Below are 15,696 nucleotides of genomic sequence, written 5' to 3' on the forward strand. Positions count from 1 at the left end.
TGCCGTTGGGCGCTTGTCGCCCCTTCAGCTTTTCTCAAATATCTCGGAGCGCGAGGCAGAGCCTCGCATTCCTGAACAAACCAGTGCGCTGCAGGCGCTCCGCTGGATCATGCGATTTCTGTAGTGACGTCGACGTTGCCCCGCACAGAATTGGAATAGGGGCAAATTTTATGTCCGGCTTCAGTCAGGCGCTCGGCGGCCTCTTTGTCCACGCCGGGAAGTGTCACTTTCATGTGGACCTTGAGGCCAAAGCCACCAGCTTCACGCGGGCCAATTCCAACTGCGGTTTCGACTTCGACGTTGTCCGGAACTTTTGGCAGGCTATCGTCTTGGGTCGTCGCAAACTTCATCGCGCCGATGTAGCAGGCGGAATACCCGGCGGCAAAGAGTTGCTCTGGGTTGTAGCCTTTGCCATCGCCTCCCATTTCTGTGGGCGGGGCGAGATCGAGAACCAGATCGGTGCCAGCTACTTTGGCTTGACCATCGCGGCCTCCGGTGGCGGAGGCATGGGCGGTGTAAACGGGGGATACGGACATGTTCGGCTCCTTTTGTCGTGGGCGATTATATCGTGTGCGATATACTTGGGTGCCTCAAGCAGAAAGTCAACCGCTTGCGATTATATCGTGCGAGATCTAAATTTCCCACATGGATAGACCTTTGAAAATCGATGAGCTTTTGTGTTTCTCCGTTTATTCGGTGAACCATGCGATCTCGCGCCTCTATCGCCCGCTGCTGGCCCCGTTGGGGCTGACCTATCCACAATATCTAGTGCTGGTTGCGCTGTGGGACAGGGACCACCGTCGGGTCAGCGATCTGGGAACAGAGTTGCAACTGGATACGAATACACTGACACCGTTGCTCAAACGTATGGAGACTGCCGGACTTCTCACACGGCAGCGCAACCCAGAAGATGAACGCAGCCTGATTGTAGCGCTCACAGAAAACGGGCGAGTGTTGGAGCACAAAGCTACTGAGCTTACGGCATGTGTTTTGGAGGCAATGGGAGGGGATATTGAGGAACTCTCGGCTTTGCGCGATCAACTGCACGCACTGCGCGACAAGCTGGAGCAAAGGTAACCTGAATCATCCGCCCTTTGGATCAGTCAGTGGCTTGGCTTTGCCTCGGTCCAGTCCCAAACGGCTCTCACGCCAGATTACGATGCCATTTGCCACAATGACCAGCGCTGCCCCTGCCAGCATCACCGCGGATGGCCATTCTGCGAACCAAATGTAGCCAATCACCAGCGCAAACAACATCGACACGTAGTCATAAGGGGCTAGCAGCGATGCAGGTGCAAACCGATAGGACGAGGTGATCAGGATCTGGGCAATTGCACCGATAAAGCCAGTACTGATCAGCAGCACCAACAAAGGGGTATCGGGCATGATCCAGCCAAAGGGCAAGGTCAGCAGCGACAACAGTGAAGCGGTCACAGAGAAGTAAAAGACAATCGCTGCGGTTTCCTCGCTCTGTACCATTTTCCGGATGTGGATTTGTACAAACCCGCGCAAGGCAGCGGCCGTCAGGACCAGCATCGCGCCGATGAAGGCCGTATCCTGAAACGCCTCAGATCCCCCAAGTCGGGGAGAAAGCATGATCACTACGCCGACAAGCCCGATTGCGACGGCGCTGATGCGAATGATGCGAATACGCTCCCCGAGCAGCAACGCCGCCAGCACCAGTGTAAAGATTGGGGTGGCATAACCCAGAGCCGTAACCTCTGGCAGTGGCAGGATGGCCAGGGCTGCAAAATTCAGACCCATTGCAGAGGTCCCCACTAAGCCACGCCAAAAATGAAGCATCGGGCTTTTGGTGCGCAATCCGTTTGGTAGATCGCCACGTAGGGCAAGCCACACAAGGATTACAGGCAGCACGAAAAAAGATCGAAAAAACACGGCCTGACCCGTGGGTACAGTCTGTGTGATCTCTTTGATCAAACCCGACATGATGGTGAAAAGCCCAATGGCGGTCACTTTCAGGGTGATCGCCAAAAGTGGTCGATGCGATGTTAAGCTTTTTACCATGAGCGGACCCTGCGCGCTTGTCCGATGAATGGCAAGCGCGCAGGGTTGAACTGGTACATTATTTACTGGTCAACAATTCGGCGCGGTCAGTGCGCGTGTCCGTGGGCATGGTCATCTTGCGCGGGCTTGGCCTCACCATCGCGCCACTCTGCAAGAGCCTGGCGCAGGATCTGGTAGGCGGAACTCAGGAACAAACCGGCCATGATGCCCGCAACGATCAGATCGGGCCAACCTGTTGCGGTGCCCCAGACGCCGAGGGCCGCGATCATCACTGCCACGTTTCCAACCGCATCATTGCGCGAACACAGCCAGACCGAACGTACGTTTGCATCGCCATCTTTATAGGCGGCCAGCAATGCCACCGACAAAAGGTTCGCGGCGAGCGCCATGAAGCCGATATAGCCCATGACTTGCGCCTCCGGGACGCCAACGACGAACACTTTCCACACGGTGGAGCCAAAGACCCAGCTCCCCATCAGCAATAGGCTTACGCCCTTACCAATTGCCGCCATTGAACGTGTGCGCAGGCTGGCACCGATCACCGCCAGTGAAATCCCGTAAGTGAGCGCATCACCCAGAAAGTCCAGGGCGTCAGCCTTCAGTGCTTGGCTATTGGCGGCCTGACCGGCTGCCATTTCAACGAAGAACATCGCCGCGTTGATTACGATTACGGCCCAGAGACGACGCTTGTATTCGCGTGATACGCCGTCAAACTGAGCGTTGTGGTTGCAACATCCTGCCATGGGTCAGGTCCTTTGCTCTTGTCCTTGATCTCGATTCGGTATGAACCTAATTGCTCTAGCCACTAGAGGTTCAAGAGGGGATTTCGATGTATTCTATCGGCGCATTGTCAAAGGCCACCGGGGTCAAGGTTCCAACCATTCGCTATTACGAAGAAATCGGCCTGATTGATCATGCAACACGCAATGCAGGTAATCAGCGGCGGTATGATCAAGCTGGGCTAGAGCGGCTCGGCTTTATCAAACATGCCCGTGATCTTGGCTTCGCGCTTGAAGAGATCAAAGACCTCATGGCGCTCAACGGTGAGTTGGGGCAGGACTGTCATGCGGCCGATATTATTGCGAAGGCACAGCTGGAAAAGGTCCGCGCACGGATTTCACGCCTCCAGCAGCTTGAGGCTGAGCTGGAAAGGATCACCCACCTGTGTGAAGGCGGTAGCGGCGGGACGTGCAAGGTGTTGGGAGCGTTGGGCGATCACAGCCTGTGCATCGGCGATCACGATTGATCGAATTCAACCGCCCTTAGACACCGGGCGGATCAGCAGGGGGGATGAATTTCTCCATGTCCTCGGCAGCCAGAACCGCCTGAAGACCGCTGCGATAGTCTGGATATAGCAGATCGACGCCTAGGTCTTCTTTGATCCTGTCATTTCGCACGCGTTTGTTTTCGCCATAAAAACTGCGGGCCATAGGGCTCATGCCCGCTTCGTCAAAAGGCACTTCTGAGGGGATTGGCAGCCCCAACAATTCGGCGGCATATCCCAAAACGTCTTGTGGGGGGGCTGGTTCATCATCACAGACATTGTAGATCGCCCCCGGATCAGGGTGAGCGATGGATGCCTTTAGAACCTGTGCGATATCATCCACATGGGCGCGCGAAAATACCTGACCGGGTTTGACGATGCGACGGGCCTTGCCTGCCATGAGTTTCGCAAATGGACCACGACCAGGCCCATAGATCCCCGCGAGGCGGAAAATATGAAGTGGTAGCTTTGGCACCGCCGACCAATCATTTTCCGCCTGCACGCGCCAATCTCCGCGCTGACTTGATGGCGTGGCGGGAGTGGCTTCATCCACCCACCCCCCATCGTGGTCACCGTAGACAGCGGTGGTTGACAGATACCCCACCCACTCCAGCGAAGGCAGCGCGGCAATTTGTGTACCCAGCGCGTTCAGTACCGGATCGCCGGCCTCGGACGGGCTAATTGACAAGAGGATATGAGTGACGTTTTGCAGCGGGAAGACATCTCCCGGCCATGTGATCAACTCCACATGCGCGTCATCGCTATGATCAGGAGTGTCACGGGTTGTACCGATTATATGCCACTCATTGCGCGGCAGAATTTTTGCCAACGCGCGGGCGGTATAGCCATATCCAAAGCAGAGAAGCGTTTTGCGAGTGGTGTCCTGAGTCATGAGGCAGACCATGCGGGCGGGCGCAGGCAGATGCAAGCAACTGCCGGTAGTCATTGTTGATGATCCGCTCTACTACGTTCGAACCATTGCGCCTGACAAGGGCGCAACTCAGACGCGTAGCAAAGAGGAGAACATAAATGTTGACGTCCGAAAGCCAGTTCGAGACCGCCAAAGCCAGCCAGTATCTGCAGCAATTGTGCAAACATTTCGCGCATAAGGTCGAGGCGTCATGTGACGCTCATTCCGGCAAGGTCGCGTTTCCCTGTGGCACTGCAACCTTTGCTGCCAGCGACGATGTCTTGGTTATGACTGTGGTGGCAGAAGATCAGGCGGGACTAGAGCAATCCAAAGAGATCATCGAAAGCCATCTGATCCGTTTTGCCTTCCGCGATAAACTAGAGCGCCTTGACTGGTCCTGAAATCTAACTTTTCGAATTGACCATGGCTCTTCTGTGTGAGCTATGGCAGTTAATCAATGCCAGCAATTGCACAAGCAACAGCCAGCGAGACCGATCCCTCAAAACCATCAAAAGACCCGGAGTCTTTTCTATGTTTCGATCACTCGCCTGTGCCTCCGCACTGTTTCTTGCAGTGCCTGCTTTTGCTGCGGAGACTGTTTCCGTCGACACCTACCGCGGTGCTGTAGACGTACCCGCCAATCCTGAAAAAATCGCCGTTTTTGATATCGCCGCTGTAGACACGCTATCTGCGCTGGGCGTCGATGTAAGCGGCGCGCCGCAGAACCTTTATGTGGACTACCTCCAAAGCGTTGCGGACAAAGCCGAAGATCTGGGCACCCTGTTTGAGCCTGATATTGAGGCCGTACATGCGCTGCAGCCCGATCTGATCATCGTGGGCGGACGCAGTTCCGATCAGGTTGATACGATGGGCGAGCTGGCTCCAGCCATTGATATGACGATCTGGGAAGATGTCGTTGGACAGGGGCTGGCGCGCTTGGACACCTACGGCAAGATCTTTGGTCGCGAAGATAAGGCGGCCGAATTGCGCGCGGATTTTGATGCGCAGCTAAAGAGCGCCCGTGCCGCGGTGGCAGATAAGGGGACGGCTTTGATCATCCTGACCAACGGTCCGAAAATTTCGGCTTATGGCAAGGCGGGCCGGTTTGGCTGGGTGCATTCCACACTCGACCTGCCAGAAGCAGCGGCGGAGATCAGCGATTCCACACATGGTGAAAGCATATCTTTTGAATTTATCCAGACCGTGAACCCGGACTGGTTAATTGTGATCGACCGTCTCGCTGCGATTGGTCAGCCGGGCGAGGATGCGAAAACCACGCTCGACAACACGTTGATGCACGAAACCAAAGCGTGGAAGAACGATCAGGTCGTCTATCTCAACGCATCAGATATCTACATCTCCGGCGGTGGCATTCAGTCGATGATGCGCACGCTTTCGGATATTGAGGCCGGTTTCAACGGAAACTGATCTTTGATGTCGCGCACTGCCTTGGGTGTTCTGGCCCTCAGCCTCTTGTTCGTTGGGTCGCTCTTTGTTGGAGCGACCCCTCTTTCGCCGATGGACGTTACGACGCCGGAGGCGAGGGCCTTAATCTGGGACAGTCGCCTGCCGCGCGCATTTGCTGTGGTCCTGACCGGTGCGTCACTGGCGATTGCCGGTCAGATCATGCAACTCATCGCGCGCAACAGATTTGTGGAGCCGATGACCGCCGGTACCGGTCAAAGCGCGATGCTCGGACTGTTGGTCGTTTCCGTCTGTCTGCCGGCGGCTTCCGTTGGGCTCAAGATGGCGCTCGCGGCCTTTGCTGCCCTGATCGGGAGCATCGGTTTTTTTGCGATCACCCGCCGCCTGCCGCCAGAGGAGCCGCTGTTGGTGCCGCTCGTGGGTATCGTCTACGGCGGTGTGATTGGCTCGGCCGCCGTCTACATCGGTTTTCAACTTGATATGCTGCAATACATCGACATCTGGCTGACCGGTGAGTTCTCCGGCACGATGCGTGGGCGATACGAATTGCTGTGGATTGCAGGTCTTGCGGCCGTGCTGAGTTATCTGGTGGCGGATCAGTTTTCCATTCTTGGCCTCGGGGAAACGGTGAGCCTCAACCTCGGCCTCAACTACCGTCAGGTCGTCCTGAGCGGTCTGGTGGTGATTTCTGTGGTGACGGGCCTCACCGTTGTGACAGTGGGCGCGATCCCCTTTATCGGGCTGGTGGTGCCAAATCTTGTCAGCCGCCTCGTCGGTGACAATCTGCGCCGCAGCCTGCCGCTGACGGCAATGGCGGGTGCAGGTTTGGTCTTGGCTTCGGATATTTTTGCGCGCCTTGTGGTGCATCCGTTCGAGGTGCCCGTGGCGACCGTCATCGGCATCATCGGCGCGGCTGTCTTCCTGTGGATGCTTTACGGCAGAGGGCAGCATGTATCGTAATCGCCTGTTGTTACTCACGCTCGCCCTCGTGGCCTGCGCACTCGCCTATCTGTTCACTGGCGTGAAGGGGAGCCTTGAGTTTGCGCTGATGTTTCGCGGCAAAAAACTCGCGGCATTATTGTTGATTGGCGCAGCGCAGGCGGTGGCGGCGGTGATGTTTCAGACCATTTCCGGCAATCGCATCCTGACACCTGCGATCATGGGGTTTGATGCGCTTTACGTTTTGATCCTGACAGCCGCAGTGGTCGCACTGGGAGCACCTGCCTATCAACAGCTCGATCCGGGGCTATTGATGCTGACCAATGCGACGTTGATGTGTGCGGCGGCGGTGATGCTCTTTGGCCTGTTGTTGCGCAAAGGGCAGGGCGACCTGATGCGCATGCTTCTGACCGGGGTGGTCTTGGCGGTCATGCTGCGTTCTATCACTGGCCTCTTGCAGCGTGTGATCGACCCAAGTGAATACGCTGTAGTACAAGCGGCCTCTTTTGCGCGGTTCTCGCGGGCCGAAACGGATCTGCTGGGCGTCTCCGCTCTTCTCTGCTGTGGTGCACTGGGATTGGCGTGGCGTATGCGGCACCGGTTGGATGTGCTGGCACTCGGACCGGTGGCATCAACCTCGCTGGGGGAACCACCACTTCGCGGGCAGCGCTGGGCGCTCTTGCTGATTTCAGTTCTGGTTGCGGTCTCGACCGCATTGGTGGGGCCAGTGGCCTTCTTTGGTCTCTTGGTTTCTGCGCTGACCTATCTGGTTCTGCCAACCTATCGCCATGCGATCCTGCTGCCGGGTAGCGCGCTGATTTCCGGCGTGATCCTTGTTGGCGGCCAATGGGCGCTCGAGCGTGTCTTTGCCTTTACCACCCCGCTCAGTGTCGTGGTCGAATTCCTTGGTGGGGTGGTGTTCCTGCTGTTGTTGATGAAAGGACTGAAACGATGATCGAGGTCCAGAACCTGTCCCATGATATCCATGGTGCTCCGATCCTCAGGGATATTTCTGTCTCTGTCCCCAAAGGCGGCGTTGTCGCGCTTGTTGGTCCCAATGGTGCGGGTAAATCCACGCTGCTGTCGCTCATGGCGCGGCTAATACCGCGGCAACAGGGGCGTATCACGGTGGATGAGCTTGTCGTGGGCGAAAGCGATGACAAGGATTTGGCACGGCGCCTCGCGATTCTGCCGCAAACGGTTCACGCCGCAAGCCGTTTGACAGTGCGCGATTTGGTGGGCTTTGGCCGGTATCCCTATCACAGGGGACGCCCAACGCCTGATGACCGCGCGATGGTTGAGGATGGCATGCGCCTCTTTGATCTGTTGCCGCTGGCAGAACGGTCGCTTGATACGTTGTCCGGTGGGCAACGACAGCGCGCGTTTGTGGCGATGACCTATGTGCAGGATACGGATTATTTGCTGCTGGATGAGCCGTTGAACAATCTCGATCTGGCGGCCTCGCGCGCGCTGATGGCCCGCCTCAGAGATCTGGCAGACAATAAGGACCGCACGGTTATCATCGTGCTGCATGACATCAATTTTGCCACCGCCTACGCCGACCGTGTTCTGGTGATGAAGGAGGGGCGCCTTTGTGCAGATGGTGCACCACAGGATGTGATTACCGAGACGCTGATCCAGAGCGTCTTTGAAACCGACGCGCCATTGCGCACGGTTGAGGGTCGGCCGGTCGTGATGGTCTGATCCGGCTCCTCCCTGTCGCTTGACACAGGCCGTCTCACTGACGCAAGAGAGTAGCGATGGTTCCCCGACGCCTAAGGCAAGTGGGATGAAAAGGGAATTCGGTGAGGAGGAGCCAAAGGGCGCCGAATCCGAAACTGCCCCCGCAACTGTAAGCGGCAAGTGCCCCGTCACACACCACTGATCCAAATGGGTCGGGAAGGGACGGACGCGCAACGACCCGCAAGTCAGGAGACCTGCCATCGCGATGTATAAACCAAGCGGGCGGTGGGCCTGCGGAGGACGCGATGCCAGATGTGATGTATCTGATGGACTGCAGTTGCCTACCTCCCGTTGGAGGGCTGGGATGCACGTTTATCTCTACCTGATTTCAGCGACTTACGTGAGCGCAAAGCGTTTCGCAGCACTGGCCCAAGGGCTTGAGGCCGCCGCTCCTGTTCCCGTCATGGCCATTCGACTGGAGGCAGAGGGGCAAGGTCTTTGGGCTGCGCTTGATGAACTCCTCGCGCGGGGGGCCAGCCGTATTGATCTGCGCCCGGTCGGAATGCCGTTTTCACAATCGCTGGAGAAATGGCTGCCCAGTGCAGCAGGTGCATGGCTTGCCCAGCAATCGGGCTCAACACCGGAGTTGTTTTTTGCCAGCAGCCCGGAACACGACGCGGCCACCGTGCGCGCTATTGCGCGGGCTGAGGTACCCCTGCGCCGGATTGGTGAAAAACCTGCGGGTGAGATGGGGAAGGGTTGGGATTTGCCGCCTGCGCATCGGCACCACCTGTTGGTTTGCACAGGTCCGCGTTGCCATGTGAAAGACGCGCCCAACCTTGCTGACACACTCAAGGTGGAAATTCGGCGCGCCGGGCTCAGTGACAGCTGCTTGGTGACCACCACCGGTTGCGTGTTTCCATGTAACGCCGGACCGGTGATCGTGCATTACCCGCGCGGCGATTGGTATCGCGTGGCCGATCTCTCAGACATCCAGAGCTTTGTCGCGACCGTCCTCGCAAAGGGTGGCCGACTTGAACATCTTATTTTTCATCAAACGGGAGTGTCCCATGAACCTGCGTAATTTGCTGCTGCCGCTCGGGTTGCTGGCCTCGGCGGCGCATGCCGATCCGGTCACCATTGAAAGCTGTGGCGTCTCACATACTTTTGAGAACCCACCGAGCCGCGCCATCACCCTCAATCAGCAGGCGACAGAAGTCATGCTGGCGTTGGGGTTGCAGGACGCGATGGTTGGCACCGCCTATATGGATGATGCCATCCCGGAACAATGGAAGGCCGCCTATGACACCGTGCCCGTGCTGGCTGAAAAATACCCAGCTGCTGAGGTGGTGTTGGCAAAGGAGCCTGATTTCCTCTTTGCCGGATTTGGTTCTGCTTTCTCTGAGGACAATCTCGGCGAGGCGACCAAATGGCATGACCTTGGCGTTGGCACCTATCTGGTGGATGCTTCATGTAAGGAAAAGCACCCCAAGGACGTGCCTTTGACTGTTGAGCCGATCTTCCACGACATTGAAACGGTTGGGAAACTCTTTGCAGTCGAAGATCGTGCAGAAGACCTAGTGGGCACGCTCAAAGCCCGTCTGGACGCAGTGACGGCCACGCCTGCGGGCGAAGGCCAATCCGCGTTTATCTACGACAGCGGTACCGATACGCCGTTTTCTATTGGTTGTTGCGGCGGGCCTGCGCTTCTGTCTCAGCTCACGGGTCTCAATAGCATCAGCAGCGATGTTCCGGGCACTTGGGTCGATCTGTCGTGGGAACGCGTTGTGGCCGCTGATCCGGATGTCATCCTGCTGATTGAGGCCGACTGGTCCACGGCTGCCGACAAGCGTGCCTACATGGAGGCGGACCCGGTGTTGAGAGAGTTGCGCGCTGTCAAAGAGGGCCGTTTTGTTACCGTGCCGTTTTCCGAAACGCTCTTGGGGATGCGATTTGCCGATGGTGTTGAAAACCTGAACGATCAGCTTGCAGGGCTGAAATAAGTGAGCCGAGGATCGCCGCTCTTGCTGCCACTTTCTGTTGCGGTGCTACTGCTCGCGACGGCGGCCGGTGTCCTTTGGGGCACGGCTGAGATCACTTGGAGCGAACGGCTGGCGATCCTTTTGCGCAGTGAAGACGCGCCGCGCGGTTTGTCGATGATTGTTTGGCAGTGGCGCATCCCTCGGGTGCTTGCGGTGGGCATGATCGGTGCGGGGCTGACCCTTGCGGGTTTGTTGATGCAAACCGCGCTGCGCAACCCGATGGCTGACCCTTATCTCATGGGGGTGTCATCTGGCGCGTCCGCTGCTGCGGTTGGAGCGATTATTTGGTTTCCCGCAAGCGTTACGCAGACGCTGGGCGTGCCGTTGATCGCGTTCCTTGGTGCGGCTGCGGCGTTTTTGCTCACCATATCGCTATCGACACGCCGTGGGCGATCCCTCGATCCTTTGGTGGTCATTCTTGCGGGCGTTGCGGTGTCTCTGATGTTTCAGGCGCTCACTGCGTTTTTCCTTTATGTCGGCGATCCGCATGCCACCCGCAACGCCATGGGGTGGTTGATGGGAACCGCCGCTGGCACCGATTGGCATGAACTGCCGCTGTTGCTGGTGATACTGGTGATCTCCCTGTTTCTCGCCTTGCGAACGGCATCCAAGCTGGATGCGACCCTATTGGGGGACGAGCGTGCGCAATCTCTTGGGGTGAACGTGGGGCGCATCCGGGTATTGGTGTTCTTTGTCACCATTGCACTGACGGGTATCGCAGTTGCGATTGCGGGGATTGTGGGGTTTGTTGGTCTGATCTTGCCGCATATGGCGCGGCTGCTGGTTGGCGCGCGCCACCGGGTGCTGATCCCGCAGGCTGTGATCCTCGGAGCGATCACCTTGATCCTCGTGGATTTGGCTTGTCGGGTGCTCCTCGCGCCTGAGGAATTACCGCTCGGGGTTCTGCTCGCATTGCTGGCTGCCCCGCCGTTCATATATATCCTGAGGGGGATGGCGCGTGTCCGATGAGCCAATACTCGAAATTTGTGATCTCTCGGTAGACGTGGGTGGGCAGCCTTATGTGCGGGATCTGTCGCTCCGGGTCAAACGCGGGCAATTCCACGGGCTTCTTGGTCCCAATGGCGCCGGTAAAACCACACTTCTGCGGGTTCTGTATCGTGCGCTGCGGCCTCAGGCGGGCGAGGTACGTCTGCATGGCCGTGCGCAGTCAGAGTATAGCCCCATCGAATGGTCTCGGCATGTGGGAGCATTGGTGCAGGGTGGGGGGCTGCTCGCAGGTCTGACACCTGCTGATATCGTAGAGATTGGCCTGACAATGCGGGACATTCCTTGCGAAAAGCGCAGAGAAGCAACGCAGGATGCGCTGCAATTGGTTGGGCTTCAGGACAAGGCGAACCAAGACGCCGAGAGCCTCTCTGGCGGCGAGTTGCAGCGTTGCTATTTCGCTCAGCTTCTGGCCTGCGATCCTGAGGTCTATGTTCTGGACGAGCCGACCAACCATCTGGATTTGCACTACCAGCTCAGACTGCTGGATGAGGTCAGGCGCCGTGGGCGTACCGCGATCGTGTCATTTCATGATCTCGGGCTGGCGGCGCGCTATTGCGATACGGTGCATTTGATGCAGGAGGGGCGATTGGTGGCCGAAGGCATGCCGGAAGATGTGCTCACCCGTGAGGTTCTCTATCACCACTATCGTGTTGACGGCGTACTAAAGGGTCACAGTCTTAAGTTAGAAGGGCCGGTTCTTGATGGAACCAGCCCTTTGCAAGCAGCAGAGTGACGAGACTTTAGGCGACCATATGCCCCTCGCCCGGAGTGTCGTAGGCCTGATCCAGATTGGCGGAGTGGCTTGAACCCGTCTCCTCGATTTTGAACCGATTTACCGATGCCACCAGCTTAGCCGCCTCATCGCGCAGCATTTGTGTTGATGCGGCGGTTTGTTCCAGCATGGCGGCGTTCTTTTGCGAGCTCTGATCTAGATGCGTGACCGCACTGTTCACCTCAGTGAGGCTGCTGGATTGCTCAACATTTGCGGCACTGATCTGGTCGACCATTTTGACGATACTGGCGACACTCTCTTTGATTGCGCTTAGTTCACCACCCGTGCGGCTAACAAGTTCAACACCCTGAGTGACCTCGTTTGAGCTGTTTCGGATCAGCTCATTGATCTCTTGGGTGGCTGCCGCAGAACGTTGTGCGAGGGCGCGTACTTCGGATGCCACGACTGCAAAACCTGCTCCAGCCTCGCCTGCACGGGCTGCTTCTACGCCAGCATTCAGCGCCAGTAGATTTGTCTGAAACGATACACCCTCGATCAGATCGGTGATCTTGCTGATCGCTTCTGAGGCTTCGCGAATCCGGTTGATGGACGCGGTTGTTTCCTCGGCCACTCTCAGAGTGGAGTTGACCCGGTTCTGGGCGTCGCGCACGAAATCATAGGCTTGGCGAGAGTTGGATGCGGTATCCTGAACAGAATCGTTCAGTACTTGGATGGCCCCAGTGGTTTCTTCAAGCGACGCAGCGGTGTCTTCACCGCGTTTGGATGCATCAAATGTCGCTGCAGCGATTTCATTCGCGGTGTTATTCAGCGTGATGCTGCTTTCGGCGAGTTGGCGGATGACGTCAGTTTGCGTTTGGCTGAGCGTATCAACAGCCATAGCGATGTCTGCAAACACTCCGCGATGGGTATCAGGCATCCGCACCGTGAGGTCGCCGCTTGCAAGTGCGTCAACGGTGAAACGGACGTCGGCGAGTCCGTTCTCCACGACTGTTCCGATGGCATTCACACCGTGACCCAACTCGGCAAACTCGCTGTCATCGTCCTCAACCGGGATGCGCAAGGAAAAATCCCCCTGTGCGCAGGCACTGATGACTTTGGTAATCTCAACCGCAAAGCGCTCGCGTTCGATTTGCCCTTTGCGGAAGTTGTCGATGGCTGTGCTTACAGCCTGCACTTCGCTGATAGAAGACTGTGGGATTGCTACGTCGAATTTTCCCTCAAACATCTTATTCAGTACGTTCTGAATTTTCAGCAACGGTTTTGCGATCTTCTGAGCCAACGCGAAACCAAGGGCGATAAATACGAGAAGTCCGATACCCGCCATCAATGTCGAGCGCTGCATCAACTCATCCTGCGCAATCCGAGCGTTGGATACGATGGTATCGCGGCGATCATGGATCAGGTTGAGCGTATCTGCGAGAATAGGTTCGGCAGTGGCGTAGCGCTCCGACATGACACCGGTTTGTTTGTCCAGCGCCATCGTTTCTTCGACAAAAGCTGCGAAGGTAACACGGTAGTGCTCCAGCAGCGCGTCTATCTCCGTCTGTTGTGCGGCACTATCATAATAGCTGTCTGGAAAAGCACGGAATTCTTCAACCCGTTTTTGCAGGCGATCCAGGTACTTTGTATTCTTGCGCATGATGAAGTCTTTCTCGTGCCGACGCATCATCAGCATCTTCACCTGCATTTCGGGGTAGGACGTCGCTTTCAGGCTCTCCTCGACGGAATGGACCGCACTGCGGAGTTCCCCCTGAAGGCCAACGGTTTCATCTAAACCAAGCGCTCTGGACGTTGCGACAACATCAGAAAAACTGCTGGCGTAGGATGCTACGGCATCTTGCAATAGATCAAGGTTGGAAGAGATGTCTTCCATGCCAGCCAAATCCACAGTCTGATTGCGGGCGGAGTCCATGGTGCTGTTGAGCTGAGTGACGACCTCTGCGTGCCGGTCGACATATTTGTCGTCGCGACGCAGGAGGAAATCTTTCTCTGCCCGACGCGCCTGAAGGAAGGCCAACTCGAGTTGAACCAACGTCGCGTCCAATTTCTCGACGCGCTCGACCTCAGCTTGAGACGTGTCCCGCGCATCATGTGTATAGAAAGACAGCCCGACGAGCGCGCACATGCTAATGGCGGCCAAACCGACAATGGACAGAATCGCGGTACGGATTGAATATTTCATGGGCGAGGCGCCTCTTTTGAACAGTTCCTGAGGCCCGAAGTTACACCAATTAAGTTAAGCCAATGTTCAGCGCATGTGCGCCATGCGAGTGGACTTTGGGTATGGCTCGCGCCTTCCGGGTATTTTGAGTTCTCGAAAGAACAGCGAGAGTGGAGACGCTCATCTAAAGATTGCTGATTTACACAATTGGGTAGAGGTTCTTAACTCTATGCTGGCAGGATCACTCGGTGGCAGGCCTCGAATGCTCTGGCATTCTTGATGGAGTTGCTGCTCGGTGGAACCGGCAAGGTTCAGAAGAACATCCTCCGCGAATCGTATAGTGACCTACCGCCAATGCGCGGGCAAAGATGGCAGCAAGTTGTGCCTTTCTGCGTCCTGCCATATTTGGGTCACATTGCTGCCCGCAATGCGCCGCAGGTTCTCCCCCGAAAAGCCAGTATGGCCCTGATTTTGCCTTGAAAAACATACGTTTAGACGTGTTACTCGGGTCAATTTTATCTGTTAAGACCTAGTTAAGAAAGCCCTCTGTATCCCGGTTTTGGGTGAACAGAAAAGGTGGTGGGAACATGACTGCACAGAGCAACGAAGCTCCTATTATTATCAAGAAGGTGAAGAAGGGTGGCGGTGACGGCCACCACGGTGGCGCTTGGAAAGTGGCCTATGCCGACTTCGTGACTGCGATGATGGCCTTCTTCTTGTTGATGTGGCTCCTGAACGCCACAACCGAGAAGCAGCGTAAGGGGCTTGCAGACTACTTCTCGCCATCTATCCCGCTCAGCCGTGTCTCCGGTGGCGGCAACGGCGCGTTTCAGGGGGACACTATGTTCACTGAAGACGTGAAGCCGCAAAACGGGATCGGCGCGACCAAAGAGAATCCAACCGACGCCTCGCGCTCGCAGGGCGATACCGGTGTCGCTGATGACCAACAAAGTGATGAGGCCGAAGAGGCCAACTTCCTCAAGATCGAAGAAGCGTTGATGGGGCGTGGCGGTGAGAGCATGGTCAGCATTGATATGGCGCGCCATATCGTGACCCGTGTGACTGACGAGGGCCTGATCATCGAACTTTTCGAAACCGAAGATGCCAAGCTGTTTGAAAACGGAAGCGAACGCCCGACGATCTTGATGCGAGATCTGTTGCGCATGGTTGCACGGGTAACGGCGTCGGTAGAGAACAACGTGGCGATTGGTGGTCATGTCGCCTCGACCCCGGTGGTGATCGCCAATAACCCGGTATGGGCACTGTCCCACGCCCGTGCGGATGCCACTCGTGAATTGCTGGAAACCGGCGGTATGCAGGCCAAGCGAATCTCTCGGGTAACAGGCTACGCGGATCGCGATCTGGCTTCCAAGAATCCCATGTCGGCGCGCAACAACCGCATCAATATCACGCTGCTGCGGAAATGATTGCGCCATAAAACTAAGGCAAATGCGGCTGGCAGATAGATAGGATTTTATCTGTTAGCCGCACGTTAAGTACAAGCGC

Annotated in this window: 17 protein-coding genes and 1 riboswitch; of the genes, 12 read left to right on the plus strand and 5 right to left on the minus strand. The window is 56.8% G+C overall.

From position 1 onward, the window contains the following. Positions 1 to 107: 107 nt before the first annotated feature. On the minus strand, positions 108 to 536 hold the full coding sequence (locus QNI81_RS14215; protein ID WP_283966927.1) for an organic hydroperoxide resistance protein: 429 nt from the start codon (positions 534 to 536) through the stop codon (positions 108 to 110). 109 nt (positions 537 to 645) lie between these two features. On the opposite strand from QNI81_RS14215, the gene QNI81_RS14220 reads away from it, so the two are divergent. After that, positions 646 to 1,077, plus strand: coding sequence for a MarR family winged helix-turn-helix transcriptional regulator (locus QNI81_RS14220; RefSeq protein WP_110365061.1), 432 nt, complete (start codon positions 646 to 648; stop codon positions 1,075 to 1,077). A 6-nt stretch (positions 1,078 to 1,083) separates the two neighbouring features. On the opposite strand, the gene QNI81_RS14225 is transcribed toward QNI81_RS14220, so the two are convergent. Next, a complete protein-coding gene (locus tag QNI81_RS14225; protein WP_283966928.1) occupies positions 1,084 to 2,025 on the minus strand; it encodes a DMT family transporter in 942 nt (313 codons plus the stop codon). 86 nt (positions 2,026 to 2,111) lie between these two features. After that, complete coding sequence (locus tag QNI81_RS14230; protein ID WP_168576544.1) at positions 2,112 to 2,768, minus strand: cation efflux transmembrane domain-containing protein; 657 nt, start codon at positions 2,766 to 2,768, stop codon at positions 2,112 to 2,114. A gap of 86 nt (positions 2,769 to 2,854) precedes the next feature. Between QNI81_RS14230 and QNI81_RS14235 the strand changes: the two genes are divergently transcribed. Beyond that, positions 2,855 to 3,271, plus strand: coding sequence for a MerR family transcriptional regulator (locus tag QNI81_RS14235; RefSeq protein ID WP_065325543.1), 417 nt, complete (start codon positions 2,855 to 2,857; stop codon positions 3,269 to 3,271). A 16-nt stretch (positions 3,272 to 3,287) separates the two neighbouring features. Here QNI81_RS14235 and QNI81_RS14240 read toward each other — a convergent pair whose 3' ends face one another. After that, on the minus strand, positions 3,288 to 4,235 hold the full coding sequence (locus QNI81_RS14240; protein WP_283966929.1) for an SDR family oxidoreductase: 948 nt from the start codon (positions 4,233 to 4,235) through the stop codon (positions 3,288 to 3,290). An 83-nt stretch (positions 4,236 to 4,318) separates the two neighbouring features. Here QNI81_RS14240 and QNI81_RS14245 point away from each other — a divergent pair, with 83 nt between their 5' ends. The 9 genes from QNI81_RS14245 (at position 4,319) to QNI81_RS14285 (ending at position 12,029) form a co-directional block, all read left to right on the plus strand. Beyond that, on the plus strand, positions 4,319 to 4,600 hold the full coding sequence (locus QNI81_RS14245; protein ID WP_081293291.1) for a DUF2218 domain-containing protein: 282 nt from the start codon (positions 4,319 to 4,321) through the stop codon (positions 4,598 to 4,600). A gap of 130 nt (positions 4,601 to 4,730) precedes the next feature. Further along, positions 4,731 to 5,627, plus strand: a complete 897-nt coding sequence (locus QNI81_RS14250; protein ID WP_065330227.1) for a siderophore ABC transporter substrate-binding protein — start codon at positions 4,731 to 4,733, stop codon at positions 5,625 to 5,627. A gap of 6 nt (positions 5,628 to 5,633) precedes the next feature. Then, on the plus strand, positions 5,634 to 6,584 hold the full coding sequence (locus QNI81_RS14255; RefSeq protein ID WP_168576542.1) for an ABC transporter permease: 951 nt from the start codon (positions 5,634 to 5,636) through the stop codon (positions 6,582 to 6,584). Next, positions 6,574 to 7,518, plus strand: coding sequence for an iron chelate uptake ABC transporter family permease subunit (locus tag QNI81_RS14260; protein WP_005607855.1), 945 nt, complete (start codon positions 6,574 to 6,576; stop codon positions 7,516 to 7,518). The genes QNI81_RS14255 and QNI81_RS14260 overlap by 11 nt, the downstream gene beginning before the upstream one ends. Further along, positions 7,515 to 8,267: an iron ABC transporter ATP-binding protein gene (locus QNI81_RS14265; RefSeq protein ID WP_283966930.1), complete on the plus strand. Its 753-nt coding sequence runs from the start codon at positions 7,515 to 7,517 to the stop codon at positions 8,265 to 8,267. The genes QNI81_RS14260 and QNI81_RS14265 overlap by 4 nt, the downstream gene beginning before the upstream one ends. A 40-nt stretch (positions 8,268 to 8,307) precedes the next feature. Next, positions 8,308 to 8,522: riboswitch (cobalamin riboswitch) on the plus strand. Between the two features lie 88 nt (positions 8,523 to 8,610). Then, positions 8,611 to 9,330 (plus strand): (2Fe-2S) ferredoxin domain-containing protein, encoded by a 720-nt coding sequence (locus tag QNI81_RS14270; RefSeq protein WP_283966931.1) that lies wholly within the window; start codon positions 8,611 to 8,613, stop codon positions 9,328 to 9,330. Then, positions 9,317 to 10,249: an ABC transporter substrate-binding protein gene (locus tag QNI81_RS14275; protein WP_283966932.1), complete on the plus strand. Its 933-nt coding sequence runs from the start codon at positions 9,317 to 9,319 to the stop codon at positions 10,247 to 10,249. Before QNI81_RS14270 ends, QNI81_RS14275 begins: the two co-directional genes overlap by 14 nt. Continuing rightward, a complete protein-coding gene (locus QNI81_RS14280; RefSeq protein ID WP_283966933.1) occupies positions 10,250 to 11,257 on the plus strand; it encodes a FecCD family ABC transporter permease in 1,008 nt (335 codons plus the stop codon). Then, on the plus strand, positions 11,247 to 12,029 hold the full coding sequence (locus QNI81_RS14285; RefSeq protein WP_283966934.1) for an ABC transporter ATP-binding protein: 783 nt from the start codon (positions 11,247 to 11,249) through the stop codon (positions 12,027 to 12,029). The genes QNI81_RS14280 and QNI81_RS14285 overlap by 11 nt, the downstream gene beginning before the upstream one ends. Positions 12,030 to 12,036: 7 nt before the next feature. Here the strand turns inward: QNI81_RS14285 and QNI81_RS14290 are convergent, their stop codons facing one another. After that, complete coding sequence (locus QNI81_RS14290; protein ID WP_283966935.1) at positions 12,037 to 14,211, minus strand: methyl-accepting chemotaxis protein; 2,175 nt, start codon at positions 14,209 to 14,211, stop codon at positions 12,037 to 12,039. 566 nt (positions 14,212 to 14,777) lie between these two features. Between QNI81_RS14290 and QNI81_RS14295 the strand changes: the two genes are divergently transcribed. Beyond that, a complete protein-coding gene (locus QNI81_RS14295) occupies positions 14,778 to 15,617 on the plus strand; it encodes a flagellar motor protein MotB (RefSeq protein WP_009177434.1) in 840 nt (279 codons plus the stop codon). Positions 15,618 to 15,696: the final 79 nt, after the last annotated feature.

It is taken from the genome of Tritonibacter sp. AK171 (assembly GCF_030127025.1).
GTDB lineage: Bacteria > Pseudomonadota > Alphaproteobacteria > Rhodobacterales > Rhodobacteraceae > Epibacterium > Epibacterium mobile.

Coding starts and splice junctions, on each gene's coding strand:
- QNI81_RS14215 (WP_283966927.1), bottom strand. CDS start 536: ATGTCCGTATCCCCCGTTTACACCGCCCATGCCTCCGCCACCGGAGGC.
- QNI81_RS14220 (WP_110365061.1), top strand. CDS start 646: ATGGATAGACCTTTGAAAATCGATGAGCTTTTGTGTTTCTCCGTTTAT.
- QNI81_RS14225 (WP_283966928.1), bottom strand. CDS start 2,025: ATGGTAAAAAGCTTAACATCGCATCGACCACTTTTGGCGATCACCCTG.
- QNI81_RS14230 (WP_168576544.1), bottom strand. CDS start 2,768: ATGGCAGGATGTTGCAACCACAACGCTCAGTTTGACGGCGTATCACGC.
- QNI81_RS14235 (WP_065325543.1), top strand. CDS start 2,855: ATGTATTCTATCGGCGCATTGTCAAAGGCCACCGGGGTCAAGGTTCCA.
- QNI81_RS14240 (WP_283966929.1), bottom strand. CDS start 4,235: ATGACTACCGGCAGTTGCTTGCATCTGCCTGCGCCCGCCCGCATGGTC.
- QNI81_RS14245 (WP_081293291.1), top strand. CDS start 4,319: ATGTTGACGTCCGAAAGCCAGTTCGAGACCGCCAAAGCCAGCCAGTAT.
- QNI81_RS14250 (WP_065330227.1), top strand. CDS start 4,731: ATGTTTCGATCACTCGCCTGTGCCTCCGCACTGTTTCTTGCAGTGCCT.
- QNI81_RS14255 (WP_168576542.1), top strand. CDS start 5,634: ATGTCGCGCACTGCCTTGGGTGTTCTGGCCCTCAGCCTCTTGTTCGTT.
- QNI81_RS14260 (WP_005607855.1), top strand. CDS start 6,574: ATGTATCGTAATCGCCTGTTGTTACTCACGCTCGCCCTCGTGGCCTGC.
- QNI81_RS14265 (WP_283966930.1), top strand. CDS start 7,515: ATGATCGAGGTCCAGAACCTGTCCCATGATATCCATGGTGCTCCGATC.
- QNI81_RS14270 (WP_283966931.1), top strand. CDS start 8,611: ATGCACGTTTATCTCTACCTGATTTCAGCGACTTACGTGAGCGCAAAG.
- QNI81_RS14275 (WP_283966932.1), top strand. CDS start 9,317: ATGAACCTGCGTAATTTGCTGCTGCCGCTCGGGTTGCTGGCCTCGGCG.
- QNI81_RS14290 (WP_283966935.1), bottom strand. CDS start 14,211: ATGAAATATTCAATCCGTACCGCGATTCTGTCCATTGTCGGTTTGGCC.
- QNI81_RS14295 (WP_009177434.1), top strand. CDS start 14,778: ATGACTGCACAGAGCAACGAAGCTCCTATTATTATCAAGAAGGTGAAG.